This is a genomic window from Sphingobium sp. TomTYG75, from assembly GCF_054771635.1.
Genome location: NZ_BSRE01000002.1, coordinates 614,833 through 633,448 on the forward strand (window position 1 = coordinate 614,833; position 18,616 = coordinate 633,448).

At 64.2% G+C, this 18,616-nt stretch carries 21 protein-coding genes; 10 read left to right on the top strand and 11 right to left on the bottom strand.

Features of this window, described 5'->3' with window-relative positions:
* Positions 1 to 4: 4 nt before the first annotated feature.
* The 11 genes from ACYU81_RS16450 to ACYU81_RS16500 are packed head-to-tail and all read right to left on the bottom strand — an operon-like array spanning position 5 to position 9,875.
* Positions 5 to 451, bottom strand: a complete 447-nt coding sequence (locus ACYU81_RS16450) for a nuclear transport factor 2 family protein (RefSeq protein WP_460988411.1) — start codon at positions 449 to 451, stop codon at positions 5 to 7.
* A complete protein-coding gene (locus tag ACYU81_RS16455) occupies positions 448 to 1,098 on the bottom strand; it encodes a gamma carbonic anhydrase family protein (protein WP_460988724.1) in 651 nt (216 codons plus the stop codon). Before ACYU81_RS16455 ends, ACYU81_RS16450 begins: the two co-directional genes overlap by 4 nt.
* Before the next feature lie 14 nt (positions 1,099 to 1,112).
* Positions 1,113 to 2,264 carry an acetyl-CoA C-acetyltransferase gene (locus tag ACYU81_RS16460; RefSeq protein WP_460988409.1) on the bottom strand — a complete coding sequence of 384 codons (1,152 nt, stop codon included), beginning with the start codon at positions 2,262 to 2,264 and terminating at the stop codon, positions 1,113 to 1,115.
* A complete protein-coding gene (locus ACYU81_RS16465; protein WP_460988408.1) occupies positions 2,257 to 3,306 on the bottom strand; it encodes an acyl-CoA dehydrogenase family protein in 1,050 nt (349 codons plus the stop codon). The genes ACYU81_RS16460 and ACYU81_RS16465 overlap by 8 nt, the downstream gene beginning before the upstream one ends.
* Positions 3,307 to 3,317: 11 nt before the next feature.
* A complete protein-coding gene (locus ACYU81_RS16470) occupies positions 3,318 to 4,472 on the bottom strand; it encodes an acyl-CoA dehydrogenase (RefSeq protein ID WP_460988407.1) in 1,155 nt (384 codons plus the stop codon).
* The gene (locus ACYU81_RS16475) at positions 4,472 to 5,221 is read right to left on the bottom strand and encodes an enoyl-CoA hydratase family protein (RefSeq protein WP_460988406.1); all 750 of its coding nucleotides are present in this window, start codon (positions 5,219 to 5,221) and stop codon (positions 4,472 to 4,474) included. The genes ACYU81_RS16470 and ACYU81_RS16475 overlap by 1 nt, the downstream gene beginning before the upstream one ends.
* Before the next feature lie 16 nt (positions 5,222 to 5,237).
* Positions 5,238 to 6,329 (bottom strand): NAD(P)H-dependent flavin oxidoreductase, encoded by a 1,092-nt coding sequence (locus ACYU81_RS16480; protein ID WP_460988405.1) that lies wholly within the window; start codon positions 6,327 to 6,329, stop codon positions 5,238 to 5,240.
* Positions 6,326 to 7,228: an enoyl-CoA hydratase gene (locus ACYU81_RS16485; protein WP_449468751.1), complete on the bottom strand. Its 903-nt coding sequence runs from the start codon at positions 7,226 to 7,228 to the stop codon at positions 6,326 to 6,328. Before ACYU81_RS16485 ends, ACYU81_RS16480 begins: the two co-directional genes overlap by 4 nt.
* Positions 7,229 to 7,230: 2 nt before the next feature.
* Positions 7,231 to 8,028: a CoA-transferase subunit beta gene (locus tag ACYU81_RS16490; protein ID WP_460988404.1), complete on the bottom strand. Its 798-nt coding sequence runs from the start codon at positions 8,026 to 8,028 to the stop codon at positions 7,231 to 7,233.
* A gap of 11 nt (positions 8,029 to 8,039) precedes the next feature.
* The gene (locus ACYU81_RS16495) at positions 8,040 to 8,939 is read right to left on the bottom strand and encodes a CoA transferase subunit A (protein WP_460988403.1); all 900 of its coding nucleotides are present in this window, start codon (positions 8,937 to 8,939) and stop codon (positions 8,040 to 8,042) included.
* 9 nt (positions 8,940 to 8,948) lie between these two features.
* Positions 8,949 to 9,875, bottom strand: a complete 927-nt coding sequence (locus ACYU81_RS16500) for a VOC family protein (protein WP_460988402.1) — start codon at positions 9,873 to 9,875, stop codon at positions 8,949 to 8,951.
* Between the two features lie 288 nt (positions 9,876 to 10,163).
* Between ACYU81_RS16500 and ACYU81_RS16505 the strand changes: the two genes are divergently transcribed.
* From ACYU81_RS16505 to ACYU81_RS16550, 10 genes are all read left to right on the top strand, one after another.
* Complete coding sequence (locus tag ACYU81_RS16505) at positions 10,164 to 11,384, top strand: acyl-CoA dehydrogenase family protein (protein ID WP_460988401.1); 1,221 nt, start codon at positions 10,164 to 10,166, stop codon at positions 11,382 to 11,384.
* Between the two features lie 60 nt (positions 11,385 to 11,444).
* Entirely contained in the window at positions 11,445 to 12,281 is an 837-nt protein-coding gene (locus ACYU81_RS16510) for an alpha/beta fold hydrolase (protein WP_460988400.1), read from the top strand.
* A complete protein-coding gene (locus tag ACYU81_RS16515) occupies positions 12,274 to 12,789 on the top strand; it encodes a flavin reductase family protein (RefSeq protein WP_449468763.1) in 516 nt (171 codons plus the stop codon). The genes ACYU81_RS16510 and ACYU81_RS16515 overlap by 8 nt, the downstream gene beginning before the upstream one ends.
* Before the next feature lie 74 nt (positions 12,790 to 12,863).
* Positions 12,864 to 13,568, top strand: coding sequence for a fumarylacetoacetate hydrolase family protein (locus ACYU81_RS16520; RefSeq protein WP_460989113.1), 705 nt, complete (start codon positions 12,864 to 12,866; stop codon positions 13,566 to 13,568).
* 49 nt (positions 13,569 to 13,617) lie between these two features.
* Positions 13,618 to 14,565, top strand: coding sequence for an acetaldehyde dehydrogenase (acetylating) (locus tag ACYU81_RS16525; RefSeq protein WP_449468766.1), 948 nt, complete (start codon positions 13,618 to 13,620; stop codon positions 14,563 to 14,565).
* Positions 14,562 to 15,620 (top strand): 4-hydroxy-2-oxovalerate aldolase, encoded by a 1,059-nt coding sequence (gene dmpG, locus ACYU81_RS16530; protein ID WP_460988398.1) that lies wholly within the window; start codon positions 14,562 to 14,564, stop codon positions 15,618 to 15,620. The genes ACYU81_RS16525 and dmpG overlap by 4 nt, the downstream gene beginning before the upstream one ends.
* 55 nt (positions 15,621 to 15,675) lie before the next feature.
* Entirely contained in the window at positions 15,676 to 16,494 is an 819-nt protein-coding gene (locus ACYU81_RS16535; protein WP_460988725.1) for a sugar phosphate isomerase/epimerase family protein, read from the top strand.
* A 40-nt stretch (positions 16,495 to 16,534) separates the two neighbouring features.
* Positions 16,535 to 17,488, top strand: a complete 954-nt coding sequence (locus ACYU81_RS16540; protein WP_460988727.1) for an alpha/beta hydrolase — start codon at positions 16,535 to 16,537, stop codon at positions 17,486 to 17,488.
* Between the two features lie 108 nt (positions 17,489 to 17,596).
* A complete protein-coding gene (locus tag ACYU81_RS16545) occupies positions 17,597 to 18,079 on the top strand; it encodes an Lrp/AsnC family transcriptional regulator (protein WP_196227017.1) in 483 nt (160 codons plus the stop codon).
* The gene (locus ACYU81_RS16550) at positions 18,076 to 18,561 is read left to right on the top strand and encodes an Lrp/AsnC family transcriptional regulator (RefSeq protein ID WP_449468773.1); all 486 of its coding nucleotides are present in this window, start codon (positions 18,076 to 18,078) and stop codon (positions 18,559 to 18,561) included. Before ACYU81_RS16545 ends, ACYU81_RS16550 begins: the two co-directional genes overlap by 4 nt.
* Positions 18,562 to 18,616: the final 55 nt, after the last annotated feature.

An 18,616-nucleotide genomic window follows, 5' to 3' on the forward strand; every position in this document is an offset into this window, starting at 1 on the left:
TCCTTCATTGCGCTGCGACGGGGATCAGCAGATGCTGGCTCAAGTCCCCAACGAGATCGAGCAGGGAATAATCCCGCCCGGAAAAATGCCATGCCCCGTCCGTGCGGACGAAGGCGTCATGATAGCGGCCCGCGCAGATCGCCTGGAGCGGCAGGTCCGGGGTCGCCTGGAATACGGTATAGTAAGAGCGGCAGCTTGCCGTGCCTGCCGCCTCGTCGATCTCGACGATGGGATTGGTGATGACATGCTTGGTGCGCGGCGTGCCATCGTCATGGATGCGTATATGGGCTTGCCACAGCGCCAGCATCGGCGCTGCGCCTTCGACCATTTCGCCGCCGCCGGCCTTGATCCGGGCGCGCTCGAACAGGGCGGCGACGCCTTCGAGGTCGCCCGCGTCCATCAGTTCGGCATAAAGGTAGAGGAGGTTGGTGATGGCGGTGGCGCTGCTCATGATGTGCCTTTCCGCTGCGCCGCCCGCTGCTCGCGATGCTGCGCGGTGCTGCCCGAAAGGCGCACGGCGATGGCGTCGGAGGCAATGCGCTGCGCCTGCCGCTCGGCGCTGGCTTGGCTGAGCGGCTCTGCCTCGATGAGGTCAGTGAGCGCGGCGCGGGCGAGCTTCTGATACTCCCCCTCGCCATTGTTGCGCCAGGTGACCTGATGCGGCTCGAAGGTCTTGACCACCTTGGCCGGATTGCCGACGACCAGGCTGCGTGGCGGGGTCACCGTGTCGGACTTCACAAGGGCAAGGGCGGCGACGAGATTTTCGTCACCTATGACGGCGTTGTCGAGGATCACCGCGTTCATGCCGATCAGCGCATTCTCGCCAATCTCGCAGCCATGGATGATCGACCCATGGGCGATGGTCGCTCCCCGGCGGATGACCGTGTCGCGCAACTGGTTGGCATGCACCGACACATTGTCCTGGATCGAGCTGTCGCCCTCCACCACGATCCGCCCGAAATCGCCCCTCAGGCTCGCGCCGGGCGCGATGAAGCAGCCCGGCCCGACGATCACGTCGCCAATCAGCGACGCCAGCGGATGGACGTAGCTGGTCGGATCGACAACGGGAACAATCCCCTGATAGGCGTAGGCGGGCATCGGGGCTGGGTCCCTTAGAGCCGCTCGATGATGGTGACGTTGGCCTGGCCGCCGCCTTCGCACATGGTCTGGAGGCCATAGCGGCCGCCGGTGCGTTCAAGGGCGCCCAGCAGCGTGGTCATCAGCCGCGCGCCGGTAGCCCCGATCGGATGGCCGAGCGCGATCGCGCCGCCCTGCACATTGACCTTGTCGTGCGGGATAGCGAGTTCCTTCATCCAGGCCATGGTGACGCTGGCAAAGGCCTCGTTGCATTCGAACAGATCGATGTCGCTGATCGACATGCCCGCCTTCTTGAGCGCATATTGGGTGGCGGGGATCGGGCCGGTCAGCATCCACACCGGGTTGGCGGCGCGGACCGAGAGATGATGGATGCGCGCGCGGGGCTTGAGGCCATGGTCCTTGACCGCCTGCTCGCTGGCGATGAGGAGGGCGGCGGCCGCGTCGCAATTCTGGCTGGCGACCCCTGCGGTGACGATGCCGCCTTCATTGACGGGCTTCAAGGACGCGAGGCCCTCAAGCGAGGTGGTGGGGCGGATGGTTTCGTCGCGGGTGAGGCCCTCGAGCGGTGCGACTTCATGATCGAACCAGCCATTGTCCCAGGCGGCCTGCGCGCGCTGATGGCTGGCGAGGGCGAAGGCTTCCATCGCTTCGCGGCTGATGCCCCATTTGTCGGCGATCATCTCGGCCGACTTGATCTGGTTGACCTCTTCCATGCCATAGCGTTCGACCCAGCCCTTCGACCCGTGGAAGGGGCTGTCGAAGCCATATTGCGCGCCTGCGATCATCGCCGCCATGATCGGGATCTGGTTCATCGCCTGGCTGCCGCCCGCGACCACCAGGTCCTGGGTGCCGCTCATGACGCCTTGCGCGGCGAAGTGGACGGCCTGCTGGGAGGAGCCGCATTGGCGGTCGACGGTGACGCCGGGGATTTCCTCCGGCAGGCCTGCGACCAGCCATGCGGTGCGGCCGATATCGCCTGCTTGGCCGCCGATCGTCTCGGTGCAGCCCCACACCACGTCATCGACGCCTGACGGGTCGATGCCGGTGCGCTTGACCAGTTCGCGGATCGGGTGCGCGCCAAGGTCGGCGGGATGGACGGCGGCGAGGCTGCCCTTCTTGCGGCCGATGGGGGTGCGGACGGCATCGACGATATAGGCTTCAGGCATTCTCTTTTTCCTGCTTTTGTCCAGCGTCTCTGGCAAAGGTCTGGTCCGGCCCCATGGGCTGGGTGAAGATGCGCGTGGCGATGCGCGCGCGGTGATGAGCGGGGGTGCCCCAGCTTTGCGTCAGGGCAAGGGCGCGCTTCAAGAAGAGGTGGACGTCCACCTCCCAGCTATAGCCCATCGCGCCATGCACCTGGATCGAGGCGCGCGCGGCCTTGTCGGCGGCTTCCAGGGCCACGAGCTTGGCATGGCTGACGCGGGCGCGGGCTTGCGTGTCGCGCGCGCTGATTTCGGCGGCGGCGGCGGCCACCACGGGCTTGGCGAACTCGATCGCCACCTGGGCGGATGCCAGATGATGCTTGACCGCCTGATAGCTGCCGATCGGCTTTCCGAACTGCTGGCGTTCCTTGGCATAGTCGACGGCGAGGTCGACCGAGCGCTGGGCAAGGCCCAGGCCAAAGGCAGCGTTGAAGAGGGCGGCGCGGTCGAAGGCGAGGTCGAAGGCGGCTTTGCCGAGCGGCGTGGCGTTGGCCTTGTCCCACGCGACCGAGAACAGGCGGCGGAAGGGATCGATGCTCGGCTGCGCGGTGAGCGTCACCTGGTCGGGCGTGGCGAGATACGCCTCGCCATCGGCATGCAGCAGGATCGCCGCGGCGCTGTCGGCGTTCGCCACATAGGGGTTGGCCGGATGCGCGATCGCGATGGTGGCCATCGGGTCGCTCAGCAGCGCATGATCGGGCGCGAGCGCGGCGAGCATCGGCGCGGCGACGCCTGCGCTCTCGACCAGCGGCTCGGGCAGGGCGACATAACCCGCCTCTTGTGCGATCAGGGCAAAGTCGGTCTCGGCCAGATCGATGCCGCCCGCACTTTCGGGGAGCAGGATGAGGGTGAGGCCGGTCTCGACGATCGAGGCCCAGCGGGCGGGATTGATCGCCTCGCCCGCTTCCATCATCTTGCGCCAATGATCGGGCGTGCAGCTGTCGGCGAACAGGGTGCGCGCGGTCTCGGCGAACATCAGCTGTTCGTCGCTGAGGGTGAAATCCATCTTAAATCCCCTTAGCGCGGCAGGCCGAGCATGCGCTCGGCGATGATGTTGCGCTGGATCTCGTTCGACCCGGCATAGATCGGGCCTGCGAGCGCGAAGATATAGTCGTCGATCCAGTCGACGGGGTTCGCGTCCGGCGCTTCGTGCGTCAATTCCGCCTGCGGCCCCAGGATGTTGAGCGCGGTTTGCGTCAGGTGAATGTCGAGTTCGGACCAGAAGATCTTGTTGGTCGAGGCTTCCGGCCCGATCTTCGCGCCTGCCATCAGCCGCGAGGCGGTCTGGTAGATGTTGAGCGCATAGGCGTCGGCATTCATGTGCGCGCGTACGACATCGGCTTCGAGCGCGGGGTCGGCCGTTTCCTTGTTCGCGGTCCACAGTTCTGCGAGCTTCTTGGCCGCCACCTGGTAGCGGGCGGGCGAGCGCAGCATGAGGCCGCGCTCGAAACCGGCGGTCGCCATGCAGATATGCCAGCCTTGGCCCTCGTCGCCGAGGCGATTGAAGGCGGGGACGCGGACATTTTCCAGGAAAATCTCGGCAAAGCCGACATGGCCGTTGATCTTCTTGATGGCGTTCACTGTCACGCCGGGTGCATCGAGCGGGAAGAAGATGAGGCTCATCCCCTTATGCCGCTCGCTGCCCGGCTCGCGGAACAGGCCGAACGCCCAGTCGGCGAACACCGCGCGGCTCGACCAGATCTTGTGGCCATTGAGGATATAGTCGTCGCCCTCGCGGACGGCGGTGGCGCGCACGCCAGCAAGGTCCGAGCCTGCCATCGGTTCGGACCAGGCCTGCGCCCAGATTTCCTCGCCCGACGCCATTTTGGGGAGGAAGCGCTGCTTCTGCTCATGGGTGCCGAATTCGATGAGCGTGGGCCCAAGCAGGAAAATGCCATTCTGGTTGACGCGGCCGGGCGCGCCTGCGCGATAATATTCTTCCTCGAAAATCAGCCACTGGATGAGGTCGAGGCCGCGCCCGCCATATTCGCGTGGCCAGGTCACCATGCCCCAGTCGCCGGACTTCAAGGTCTTTTCCCATTCCCGGTGCGCCTCGAAACCCTCGCGCGTGGCGTCGAAATGTTCCAGCGGCTCGCCGGGCACATGGGCGTCGAGCCAGGCGCGGACTTCGGCGCGGAACGCCTGCTGCTCAGGGGTATAAGTCAGGTCCATCAGAATTTCGCCGCGCCCTTGTTGTCGACGAAGGCGTCGCGCGCCTTCTGGCTGTCTTCATGCATGTACATTTCGAGCGTGAAGCCCTGCTCGATCCGGTAATGGGCCGAGGGGTCGGTGGGCTCGATGAGATTGAGCGCCTGCTTGGCGATGACCAGGGCCGCGCGGCTCTTGGACGCGATGATTTCGCAGAAAGCGTAGGCCTCGTCCTTGAGCTTCTCCAAGGGCACGACCTTGTGTACCGAGCCGTGGCGATAGGCATCCTCAACCGGGATGCGCCCGCCGGTGAAGAAATTGGCGCGCACCATCTGGACCGGCAGCATGCGGCTCATGAAGGCGGCTCCCCCCATCGCGCCGCGATCGATCTCGGGCAGCGAGAAATAGGCCCCTTCCGCCGCGATCAGCGCGTCGCAGGCGCCCGCGATATTGACGCCGCCGCCGATGACGAAGCCATGCAGCGCGCCCACCACCGGGATCGCGCACTCACGGATCGCCTTGAAGGTGAGGTAATTATCCTTGTTCAATTTGGCGATGCGCTCAGGATGCGCCGCCATCTCCTTGATGTCGACGCCGCCGCAAAAGCCCCGGCCCTCCGCGCGGATCAGGATGCATTTCACATCCTCGTTTGCCGCTGCTTCGTAAACCATCGCCGGGATCGATTCCCAACCCTTGGTGTCGAAGGCGTTGACCGGCGGATGGTCGAACAGGATTTCGGCGATGGCGCCCTTGACGGTCAGCGTAATCGGCATGTCTTGTCCCTCTTCCTCAGGCGGCGCTGGCCGTCTCGCGGCCCATGGCGGCGAGCGCGGCGAGCCGCTCATGCGCCTCTTCGACGATACGGTCGACCAGCTGTTGGCAGGTCGGGATCTCGCCGATCCGCCCGCCCACGACGCCGGTCGCCATCACGCCATGTTCGATGTCGCCCTCGACCACCGCCTTCTGGATCAGCATCGGCATGGTCGCGGCCATCATCGCCTGTTTGAGCGGCATCGCGCCATGCGCCGTCATGCCGCGCGCTGATTTGATGAAGTCGATCCAACTCGCGCCGGTCTGCTTCTTCATCGCCATGCCGGCCTCGATCGCGCGCAGCCACATGCCCAAGGAACCGGACTTTTCGATCTTGTCCATGAGGCGGGTGCGGACCATCCGCTGCGGAATGCCGTCAAGCTTGGTGGTGACGATGATGCCGTCGGTCGTGGCTTTCAGATAAGCCGCCTTGGCGCTGTCGGGGACCGGGCTTTCCTTGGTGAGGAGGAAACGCGTGCCCATGGCGATGCCGACCGCGCCATAGGCGAGCGCCGCCGCCAGCCCGCGCCCGTCGGCAAAGCCGCCGCTCGCGATCACCGGCACCTTGACCGCGTCCAGCACCTGGGGGAGCAGCACGGTGGTCGGCACGGAGCCTGTATGCCCGCCGCCTTCGCCGCCCTGGACATTGACCATGTCGACGCCGAGCTCGACCATCTTCTGCGCATGCTTGACCGCGCCGACGGTGGGGACGCAGAGGATGCCTGCATCCTTGAAGCGGCCGATCATTTTGGCATTGGGACCGCGGCCGAAGGAGACGGCGCGCACCTGATCCTTGTTGGCGAGAATCAGCTCGACGATTGCGTCAGCGCCGGGCTGAAAGCTGTGGAAGTTGACGCCGAAGGGCCGGTCGGTGCCCTTGCGGACGGCGAGCAGCTTCTCGCGCGCTTCGTCCGGCGTCATGACGGCGGCGCCGAGGAAGCCGAAGGCGCCCGCATTGCTCGACCCGATGACGAGGCTGGGTTCCGCCACCCAGCCCATCGCGGTCTGGATGATCGGCCAGCGGCAGCCAAGCCGCTCCGTCAGGATCGTGTGCAGCGGATCGCCCATCATTCGCTCGCCTGTTTCTTATTGGCCTCGGCCATCTTCTTGGCATCGAGGCCCGCGATCGAACTGCCCTGGACGAGGTCGTTCTGGGCATGGGCGAAATGGTGCATATGATATTGCGCGTCCATCGCGTTGCGCTTGCCCATCAGCTCCTCGACATGGTTGATCGCCTGCTTGGTGAGCCAGTTGCCAAGGCGAGGCTGGGCGACGAGCTTGGCCGCCATGCCTGCCACCGTCTCGCGCAGCGCCTCGCGGGAGACGATCTTGTTGACCATGCCGAAGCTTTCGGCCCTCTGCGCGCTCATCCGCTCGCCCAAGAGCAGGAACTCCTTGGCGACGCGCGGGGGCAGCTCATAGGCATGGGCGAAATATTCGACGCCCGGGATGCCCATGCGGTTGACCGGGTCCTGGAAGAAGGCGTCGTCGGTCGCGACGATGAGGTCGCACACCCAGGCGAGCATGAGGCCGCCCGCGACGCAGGCCCCCTGCACCATGGCGATGGTGGGCTTGGGCGCATCGCGCCAGCGCCGGCACATGCCGACATATTGCTCCTTCTCGCGGGTGTAGAGCAGTTCGGCCGCGGGCTTGTTGACATGGCCGGGCACCAGCAGCCGGTTCTCGAAATGCTGGTGCACGTCGCGGCCCGGCGTGCCGATGTCATGGCCAGCGGAGAAATGCTTGCCGTTGCCGCCCAGCACGATCGCGCGCACATCGTCATCGTTCACGGCGCGTACGAACGCGTCATCAAGGGCATAGGTCATCTGGCCGTTCTGGGCGTTGTTGAAGCCCGGACGGTTCATCATGATCCACGCGACATGGTCGATCACCTCATAGGTGACCGGCTCATCCGTTTCGTAAACAATGTCGACCTGCTGCGGTTCGACCAGGCGGTCGGTCTCGTTCATCGTCAGGCTGCCCTTCTGTCTCCGGCCGGATTGTCCTTGAACACGGTCGCGCGGACATTATTGGGGTCGATCCTGGCGATCAGCTCCAGCTGCTCGGCCGTTGGCGCGGGCGTGGTGGGGATTTCGCCATCGATTTTTGCCAGCGGGAAGCCGGTATTGTCCTGCACTTCCTCGAACGTCACACCCGGATGCAGCGAGATCACGCGGATCTGGTGATCCGGCCCGCCGAAATCCATCACGCAAAGGTTGGTGATGATGCGGCGCAAGTCCAGGCCCTGGGGCGCAGCGCCATTGCGGTAGCGCGCGGGGTTGTAGCCCGCCATGCACACGAAATCGACCTCGCCTTCCACGAACGCACGCTTGTTGTGGTTGGCAAAGAAGAAGCTGTTGGGATGGCTGATCGAGTTGCCGGGGAAGCCGCGCGCGCCGAGCATCGCTGCCTTGGGCTTCTTATGGTCGCCGATCACCGAGATGTTCGCCTGGCCATAACGGTCGATCTGCACCGGGCCAACCAGCGCATGGCGGCGGCCGCTCCAGAGCGCCGAGAAGACGCGGTCATAATTGGCGATGCCTTCAAATTCCGGCTCGGCGGTGCGCTTGCCCGGGCCGACCGGCTCGCTGGTGTACCAGGCCTCGCCATCGGTGGTCTGGATCGCGGGCGCGAAGCTCAGTTTGGCAAGGCCAGCGCCGATGCGGGGGAGGGGGCCGATGCCGGTCGCCATCACTTCGCCATCCTCGCGCCAGACTTCGGCGCAGGCGGCGATGACGAGTTCAGCGAGCGAATAGCTGTTCTGGGTCATGGGTCTCTCGCTTAGTAAATGGGGACGGGGAGCTGCTTGACGGTGTCCGCGCCGCCGATCGCTGCCTGATAATCGGCTTCCGACACGTCGATATATTTCGCCTTATACTCGGCCCAGGCTTCGGGCGAGGCGGCGCTTTCGACATAGGTCTTGATGTGCTTGAGATCGAGCTGATAGTCGGGGTCAGCGCTCGAGGGATGCGCGCCCAAGGGTGCCTCGGCAACGCCGGTGATCATCGCGCGCTCGACGAGGTTGTAGCGGCTGTTCTTCTTCATATCGAGCTCAGCCGTCTGCACGATCTTCTCGACCGTCGCGTAGCTTTTCTTGGCTGCGCGCACGAGCAGTTCATCGAAGATCGGATCGACCGATAGGGTGAGGATATTGCCGCGCTCGTCGGAACGATGGGCATGGATCAGGGCGATGTCGGGCACCAGCGCTGGCATGGCGACGAATTCCTCGCCATCGGCATAGGGGCTCTTCACGAATTTGAAGTCGAAGCCGTCCTGCGTGATGATGTCGGTGCCGATGCCCACGCGCGTCGGCAGGAAGGGCAGCTTCATCGCGCCTGCGCGCAGACCCCAATGATACATGCCCTCGTCAAGCTCGAGCACCTCGAAGGCGCCCGCCTGGCGGGCGTTGCGGAAATGGGGTTCGAGCGGATAATGGTCGAGGCTGGCAAAGGCGAATACCAGCTTCCTGATCTTGCCGGTGGCGGCGAGCAGGCCGATGTCCATGCCGCCATAGCCCGCCATGACGGTCAGGTCTTTCAGGTTCGAGCGGGCGATGGCGCGGATCAGCGCCATGGGCTTGCGGCGCGTGGCCCACCCGCCGATGCCGATGGTCATCCCGTCGGAAATCTGGTCGACGATGTCGTCGACGCTCATGCGCTTGTCGAGCATAATGTCAGTCATCCTTTTGCGTCAGTCCTGCTCATGAGCCCATTTATGGCCCCAGTCGCTTACAGAAAGGCTGGTGGTGGGGACCCATGTTTGCGGGTCTATTACCAGGCCGTTCCAGCCATATTCGATGTCGAAGCCGCCGGGCGTCTGCATGTAGAAGCTGGTCATCTTGTCGTTGACATGACGACCCAGCGTTGCCGAGAGCGGCACCTTGCCCTTGCTCTTCAAAACCCGGTCATAGGCGCGGCCGACATCCTCGAGGGAGCCGACCTCGAGCATCATGTGGACAGCGCCATTGGGGCTTTCGGGCAGCTGGCCAAGCGCCAGGCTGTGGTGGCGCGGGTTGCAGTGCAGGAAGGCAAAGCCCACGCCCGGATCATCCTCGCCCCCACCCATCAGGTAGAAGCGGCCAAGGTCGGTGTCGCCAAAGCCCATGACCTCTTTGTAGAAGGTGTGGGTCTCGTCGAAATTGGGGGCAGTGAGCACGACATGGCCCATCCCCATGTCGCCGTCCGCGCCATGGGGGCTGTCGGTCACGAAGCGGCTGACGCCCGCGGGCGAGACGAAGGGGGCATAGTCGACGAAGCGGCCGTAGAAGAGCTCCATCGGGTTACCCGCCGGGTCGGACGAGCGGGCCAGTTCATAGACCTGACGGCCACGCGCTTCCATGACCCCCGCCCGTTCCACCGGACGGCCCGCCGCCTCGAGGCGGGCCAGCACCGATTCGAAAGCGTCACGATTCGCGCATTCCCAGCCCGGCGCCACGAAGCGGTCGGCCGCGCCTTTCTGCACCCGCAGGCGCCAGGGCCGGTCGTCCATGCGAAACAGCGCGACGTCTTCGTCCGGCGAAGGGGCCGCCATCAGCCCTGCGATATTGCAGGCAAAATCCTGCCACGGCCCGAGCTCCCGCGCCTCGATCACCACATAGCCTAGCGATATCACTGCCATTTCAAGCGCCTCGCCTTCTTTCCTGTCTGCCAGCCATGCTCTGCCGCAGAGCGTTGCAAAATGACCTTCCCCATACGCATATGGCAAGCGCTGCCGCCTGTTTCGCACTTGCAGGGGGAGGCGCAGTTAAGCGCGCTCACGAGCTTATGGCAATTCGTTCCCAATCCGCCTATAAGCAACGGCCCAAATGCGCAAGCCCTGTTTGCCTTGACAGTTTGCGTAATAGCAGTTTACATAATCTACGCATATAGCAAATCTGAAGTAGAGTCGCCTACAATGGAGAAGATCATGACCGGGGCAGTAGCAAGCCGACCCATTGACGAGGCGAATGCCGGGATACCTTCACCCGAAAGTCTGATCGCCAAAGCCAGGGCCATGATCCCGACGCTGCGCCAGCGCGCGCGCGCCTGCACCATCGCCCATGACGTGCCCCCCGAAACCGTCGCCGAGATGAAGGCGGCCGGCTTCTTCCGCGTGCTCCAGCCCAAGCGTTACGGCGGCTATGAGATGCACCCCAATGTCTTCTTCGAAATCCAGAAGGCGCTTGCCGAAGGCTGCATGTCGACAGGCTGGATCTACGGCGTGCTGGGCTGCCACCCCTATGAACTCGCCCTCTTCCATGACGAGGCGCAGAAGGAAGTGTGGGGCGATGATCCCGACATGCTCGTCTCCTCCACCTATCAGCCGGTCGGCAAGGTGGAAAAGGTCGAAGGGGGCTTCTACCTGTCGGGCCGCTGGGGCTTCTCCTCAGGCTCCTCCCATTGCGGTTGGGTGCTGCTTGGCGCGATCAATTTCGACACCGATGGCGGCCCGCCCGACATGCGCACCTTCCTGCTGCCGCGCTCCGACTATCAGGTGATCGAAGGCACCTGGGACACGTTCGGCCTTCAGGGTACCGGCAGCTTCGACATCGTCGTCGAGCGCGTGTTCGTGCCCGAACACCGCACCCACAAGGCCAGCGACGGCTTTGCCGGGACCAATCCGGGCCAGGAAACCAACACCGCCCCGCTCTACCGCATCCCCTGGGCGCAGCTCTTCATCCGCTCGGTCTCCAGCGCCGCCTTCGGCGGCATCCGCGCCGCCACTGGCGCTGCGATGGAGATCATGGGCAACCGCGTCTCGACCAACACCGGCAAGGCGTCCAAGGCTGACCCCAATCTCCACGCCGCCATCGCCCGCGCGATCGCCGAGACCAACGAGATGGAACTCACCCACCGCACGACCTTCAATGAGCTGATGGACTATGCGGGCCGCAATGAGCCCGTGCCGATGGAAAAGCGCGCGCTCTTTGCCTATCAGTCCGCCAGCGTCGTGCGCCGCATGGCCGAACTGGCCGACGGCATGGTCAAGCTGCTGGGCGGCCGGGCGGTCTATATGTCCAGCCCGATCCTCCAGCCCTGGCTCGACCTCCACGCCGCGCGCGCCCATGTCGCCAATGACCCGGCCAACCGCACCAGCGATGTCATCGGCACGATCAATGGCGAACCGCCCGCCTTCACCTTCATCTGAAGCGAGCATCTGACCATCTGACATCTGGACAGCATCGGGCCAGGACAAAAGAGGATATCCATGGGCAGTGAATTGATCCGCAAGACCTATAGCGTTGCGGGCGGATATGAGATTTCGATCGCGGAAATCGCAGGGGCGCAGGCAAACGCCCCCACCGTCATCTTCATCCATGGCAGCGGTCCCGGCGCATCGGGCGCGTCCAACTTCCGCAACAATGCGCAAGATTTTGCCGATGCCGGTTACCGCGTCATCCTGCCCGACCTCATCGGCTATGGCGCCTCCTCCAAGCCCGAGACCGACTATCCCCTCGAGCTGTTTACCCAGACCCTGCTCGATGCCCTCGCGCAGCATGGGGTCACCAGCGGCCACCTCATCGGCAATTCGCTGGGCGGCGGCATCGCCCTCCAGATCGCGCTCGACCACCCTGAATTCACCATCGGCAAGCTCGTCCTGATGGCGCCGGGCTGCGTGGCGGAACAGATGAGCTATTTCACCATGCCCGGCATCGCCAAGATGCGCTCGGGCTTTGGCAGCCCTGAATTCAACATCGAGGAACAGCGCCGCCTGATCGGCAACCTCATGCATCCTTCCTCGCTCCATCACGTCACCGACGCGCTGGTCGAGGAACGTTTTGCCGTCGCGCGCACCCAGCCCAAGGATGTGCTCGCCCGCGTCAAGACCCCCGACCTTGGGCCGCGCCTGGGCGAGGTCAAGCAGCCCATCTTCGTCCTCTGGGGCCTCAATGACGAATTCTGTCCCGAAAGCCACGCCCGTCTCTTCCTCGACGCCTGCCCCGACGTGCGCTGCCTCACCTTCTCGCAGACCGGCCATTGGGTGCAGGTCGAGCGGGCGGCAGAGTTCAACCGCTACTCGCTGGACTTCCTGAAGAATGGCTGACGCTGCTCCTGCGCAATCCGTGCCTGTTCCAGAGCCCGTCGATGTCACCGCTGGCCTTAAGGGCGCGATGCGCCGCCTGCCCTCGGGCGTGGCGATCGTCACCGCGCTGGGCGAGGGCAAGACGCCGGTCGGCATGGCCGCGACCTCGATCACCTCACTCACCATGGATCCGCCCGCCGTCCTCGTCTGCGTTAACCAGACAGCGGGCATCCACGCCCATCTCTCGCCCGGCTGCCCGGTCAGCATCAACCTCCTCTCGCGCCACCAGCGCGAAGTGTCGGCAGCATTCGGTGGCGCGGTGGCGCGCGAGGCGCGCTTTGGCGTTGGCAGCTGGACCCCCGATGCCCATGGCCTTCCCATCCTCGATGAAGCGCAGGCCAACCTCTCCTGCACGATCGAGAGCATGACCCCCTTTGGCACCCACAGCATCGTCATCGCCCGGGTCAAGGCGGTGCGCCTGTCCGACGCGGTCGATCCCCTCATCTTCCAGGACGGAGCCTATCTGTGAGCGAGACGCTGAACGAAACATTGGCGGACGAGCTCTACCAGGCGCTGCGCGAGGGGCGCACCGTGCCGCCGCTGATGGCGCGTTACCCGCAGCTTGGCATCGATGACGCCTATGCTATCTCCTTAGGTGCGCTCGAACGCCGCAAGGGTGATGGCGAGCGCGTCATCGGCAAGAAGATCGGCGTCACCTCCAAGGCCGTGCAGGACATGCTGGGCGTGCACCAGCCCGATTTCGGTTTCCTGACCGACCGCATGTATATCGAGGGCGATATCGATGTCGCGGCAAACGGCCTCATCGCGCCGCGCGCCGAGGCGGAGATCGGCTTCATCCTGAAAGACAGCCTCAAGGGGCCGGGCGTCACGGCGGAAGATGTGATCGCCGCGACGGAGAGCATCGTTCCCTGTTTCGAGATCGTCGACAGCCGCATCCAGGACTGGAAGATCGGCATCGTCGACACCGTCGCCGACAATGCCTCCTGCGGCGTCTATGTGCTGGGGGACGCGCGCGTCGATCCCCGCGCCCATGACCTCCCCAATCTCCACGTCACCGTCACCAAGAATGGGCAGCCCCTGTCGGAAGGCTATGGCCATGCGGTGCAGGGTTCGCCCGCACAGGCGGTCGCCTGGCTCGCCAACACGCTGGGCGCCTATGGGGTAACGCTCGACGCCGGGGATGTGATATTGTCGGGCAGCCTGGTGCCGCTCGAACCGGCCAAGGCAGGAGACGTGTTCGAGATGCAGCTCCACGGGGTTGGCAACTGCACCGCGCGCTTTATCTGAATATGAAAAGTGGCGCATCGCTTGCGGGCGATGCCGTGAGGAGTAAGTAATGACGGGCAAGGTCAAGGCGGCGATCATCGGGTCGGGCAATATCGGCACCGACCTCATGATCAAGATGATCAAATATCCGCAGAATATGGAACTGGTGGCCGTGGTCGGCATCGACGAGGCGTCCGAAGGCCTCGCCATGGCGCGCGAGCGCGGCGTCGCCACCACCCATGAGGGCCTCGAAGGCCTCATGAAGATGGATGTCTATCCCGAGATCGGCATCGTGTTCGACGCAACCAGTGCCTATGCCCACAAGGTCCATGACGAAGCGCTGCGCAAGGACGGCAAGCAGGTGGTCGACCTCACCCCCGCCGCGATCGGCCCCTACACCATCCCCACGGTCAACGGCGAAGCCAATCTCGATGCTGGCAACGTCAACATGGTGACCTGCGGCGGGCAGGCGACGATCCCGATGGTTGCCGCCGTCTCCCAGGTCGCGACCGTCCATTATGCCGAGATCGTCGCGTCGGTCTCCTCGCGCTCGGCAGGACCCGGCACCCGCGCCAATATCGACGAGTTCACCCGCACCACCGCAGGCGCCATCGAAAAGGTCGGCGGCGCGGCGCAGGGCAAGGCGATCATCATCCTCAATCCCGCCGAACCGCCGATGATCATGCGCGACACCGTGTTCACTTTGTCCGAAGGCGCGGATGAAGAGACGATCCGCGCCTCGGTCGAGGCGATGGTCAAGAAGGTGCAGGCCTATGTGCCGGGCTATCGCCTCAAGCAGGACGTGCAGTTCGAGCGCTTTGGCGACAACAACAAACTCACCATCCCCGGTCGCGGCGAGTTCACCGGGGTCAAGACCATGATCCTGCTCGAGGTCGAAGGCGCTGGCGATTATCTGCCGAGCTATTCGGGCAATCTCGACATCATGACCGCCGCCGCCAAGGCGACCGGCGAGCTGCTCGCGCAGCGCATCGCGCAAGGAAAGAAGGTGGCCGCATGAGCGCCCAGATCACATCTCCGTTCAACGTCGAGGCGGGCGACAAGCTCTATATCCAGGACGTGACGCTACGCGATGGCATGCACGCCATCCGCCACATGTACGGCATCGACCATGTGAAATCGATCGCCAAGGCGCTGGATGACGCAGGGGTCGACGCGATCGAGGTCGCCCATGGCGACGGCCTCAATGGCGCGAGCTTCAACTATGGTTTCGGCGCGCATACCGATTGGGAATGGCTCGAGGCGGTCGCCTCGGTGCTGACCAAATCCGTGCTCACCACGCTGATCCTGCCGGGCGTCGGCACGGTCGAGGAACTGCGCCGCGCCTATGACATCGGCGTGCGCTCGGTGCGGGTCGCGACCCATTGCACCGAGGCCGACGTCTCGAAACAGCATATCGGCATCGCCCGCGATCTTGGCATGGACGTCTCGGGGTTCCTGATGATGAGCCACATGATCGAGCCGGAGAAGCTGGCGAGCCAGGCGGCCCTCATGGAAAGCTATGGCGCGCAGTGCGTCTATGTGACCGACAGCGGCGGCGCGCTCGACATGGACGGGGTCAAGGCCCGGTTCGAAGCCTATGACCGGGTCTTGAAGCCCGAAACCCAGCGCGGCATCCATGCGCATCACAATCTCAGCCTCGGCGTCGCCAACTCGATCGTCGCGGCCCAGTGCGGCGCGGTGCGGATCGACGCCTCCTTGACCGGCATGGGCGCGGGCGCTGGCAATGCGCCATTGGAAGTGTTCATCGCCGCTGCCGAGCGCAAGGGCTGGAACCATGGCTGTAACGTCATGGCGCTGATGGACGCGGCTGAGGACCTCGTCCGCCCGCTGCAGGACCGGCCGGTTCGGGTCGACCGCGAAACCCTCGCGCTTGGCTATGCCGGGGTCTACTCCTCGTTCCTGCGTCATGCCGAAAAGGCCGCCGAAACCTACGGCCTCGACACCCGCACCATCCTCGTTGAACTCGGCCGTCGCAAGATGGTCGGCGGGCAGGAAGACATGATCGTCGACGTCGCCCTCGACATGGTCAAGGAACGCGAAGCCGCCGCCTGACACGCCGCCGGGCGCGGCCCCCGCGCCCGGTTCACACATAACAGGAGGAGAGGATATGGCCGACAAGCGCCTGTCGCTCGACCATATCACCGTCACCGACACTACCCCCTGGCAGCTTGCCGAAATCGCCGCAGAGGTGGGTTGCGAGGGCATTTGCCCGTTCCTCCACTCGATGGAGGTGCTGCCCGCCATGCCCGCCTATGACCTGGTGCGCGACCCCCAGGCGCTGCGCCAGACCCGCGCCGCGCTCGCCGCCACCGGGGTCACGGTCGACCTTGTCTACCCCTTCACCATGGCGGGGCGCACCAACCCTGCTGACTTTATCCCTGCGCTCGAAACCGGCGCAGCGCTTGGCGCGCCCCTCGCCAATGTCCTGTGCTACGACCGCGATCCCATCCGCCGTACCGAGAAACTCGTCGAACTGGCCGAGCTCGCCGCCCCGTTCGACATCGCCCTCGCAATCGAATTTTATCCCCCCTCCCAGGTCCAAACCTTAAGGGCCGCCCTCGACGAAATAGCCCGCTCCGGCCGATCCGACATCAAGGTCACAGCCGACCTTCTCCACATCATGCGCGGACCCGAACCAGACACCAGCTTCCCCCTCCTCAACCACCCCGCCATCGCCATCGCCCAGATAGCCGACGGTCCAACAACCATCGATCCCAGCGACATCGAACGCGAAGCCGGTATCCAGCGCCAACTCCCCGGACAAGGCACGTTCAATATCCCAGCGTTCCTCCACGCCCTCAATCCCACAACACCAATCAGCGTCGAAATACCCCAGCAATACGCCATCGACCAAGGCATCAACCCGCAAATGCGGGCGCAAATGGCGGTGGATTGCGTGAAGGAAGTGGTGAAAAGAACGCACTGAAAAGACAGAAATAGGAAAATAGGAAAAATAGGAGAGTAAGATGCGTGACTTGATCGACCCGACCCTGTTGCCGGGGTTGGAGTTCATGCCGGCGTTGGACATCACGGCCGAGAGCCTGCCTGCGATACGCGAGGGCATGGAGCAGATGACCGCGATGGCGCCTGAGCCGCAGGATAGTGGTGTTGAATGGCGGGAGGAGCGGATCATCGCGCCCGATGGGCATGAGCTGCTGGTCAGGGTTTATCGTCTGGCCGATGCGCAAGGGACTCTGCCCGCGATCCTGCATATTCATGGCGGCGGCTATGTGATGGGGTCGGTGCGTACCAATCACCTTTCCAACATCGAGCTTGCGCTTTCCGCTTCCGCCCTCGTCGTTTCGGTCGATTATCGGCTCGCGCCGGAAACGGTGGCGCCGGGCGCGGTCGAGGATTGTTACGCGGCGCTGCAATGGCTGCATGACGGCGCGGAGCAGTTGGGCGTCGATCCCAAGAGGATCGCCATTCGCGGCGAGAGTGCGGGCGGCGGGTTGGCCGCTGCTTTGGCGCTGCTGGCACGCGACCGGGGCGGCCCGGCGATCGCGCACCAGAACCTGATCTATCCGATGCTGGACGACCGCACCTGCATCACTCGCCAGCCCGAACATCTGGGCGCATTCGTGTGGACGCCGCAGGCCAACGCCTTTGGCTGGCGATCCCTGCTGGGTAAGGAGCCCGGATCGGCGGACGTATCGCCCTACGCGGCCCCCGCGCGGGCGGAGAGCCTGGCTGGCCTGCCGCCCGCTTTCATCTGCGTGGGCGCGCTCGATCTCTTCCTGGTGGAGGACATGGACTATGCCCGGCGGCTGATCGAAGCAGGCGTTGCGGCAGAATTGCACGTATATCCGGGGGCCTATCACGGTTTTGACGTGACGCCCGACGCCGCGCCAGTCCGCCAGATGAAGCGCGACGCGGTCGCGGCCCTTCGCAAGGCGCTGCATCCCGCCGAAACACGGTAGGATGAGCGGCAGATAGCCGCGCAAATTGCGGCGGCATCAGCTTTGACACTGGTGCTGCCCGCAAGTGCGCGCTATTAAACCGGCTACATTTTTGAAGGCGGGGCAAGAATGCAGATCAGAAGCGGGCGGAAAACGACGCCGCCATCGCTGGATACTCTCGATACGAATATCATAGAGATACTCCGGACCAACGGCCGCGCAACCAATCAGGAAATTGCAGAACGGCTGTCCGTTACCGCTGCCACCGTTTCAGCCCGGCTGCAAAAGATGGATGACGGGAAAGCGATGCGCGTTGTTGCCGTCACCGATTTTGCGGCCCATGGCTATAATGTGATCATCGCCTTGGGCGTGAAGGTCCAGGGCCGCAATGTTCAGGAGGTTGGCCGCGATCTGGCCGATCTTCCCGAAGTGCTGAGCGTCAATGTCATGAGCGGCGACCATGATGTGGAATTGCTCGTCGCGCTGAGGGATTTTGGCGAGGTGCAGGAGATGTTGTTCGAGCATATCGCCAGCGTGGACGGGGTCGTTCACATCACATCAGGGGTGGCGGTGGATATCGTGAAATATGAATTCAACGTGGTGCCGCTGTGACTGGGAAGGCCGATTGGGCACGCCTGGACAAGCTGGACCAGGGGATCGTCGAAAAGCTGGCCCGCGACGCGCGCATTTCCAACCGCGCCATCGCCGCCGAACTGGGCGTGACGGAGGGCACCATTCGCACACGCGTCAAGCGGTTGCAGAATGAAGGGCTGATCCAGTTCACCGTCGTCACCGATTTCCGCATGGCGGGATCGCCCAACCTTTGCATGATGGGGATCGATGCCGATCCATCCCATGTGTCGGAGTTGGCGCGCCGTCTATCCGAAATTCCGGAAATCACCTGCGTTATCGTTCTGCTGGGCCGTTACAGCCTGTTGGCGATGGGGCTGTTCACCAATATCGAGCAATTGAACGACCTGGTGACGGAGCGCATTCGGCCCATGCCGGGCGTCCAGCGGGTGGAAACGTCCGTGTCCGTTCATAATTTGAAATATGAGGCTGGCATCGCGAAAATCACGCGAGAGACGCCCTAAAACAGCCGGGGACGGTCGATCTGTCCAACCGCAGAAAAACGGGGGGAGGTTCAAC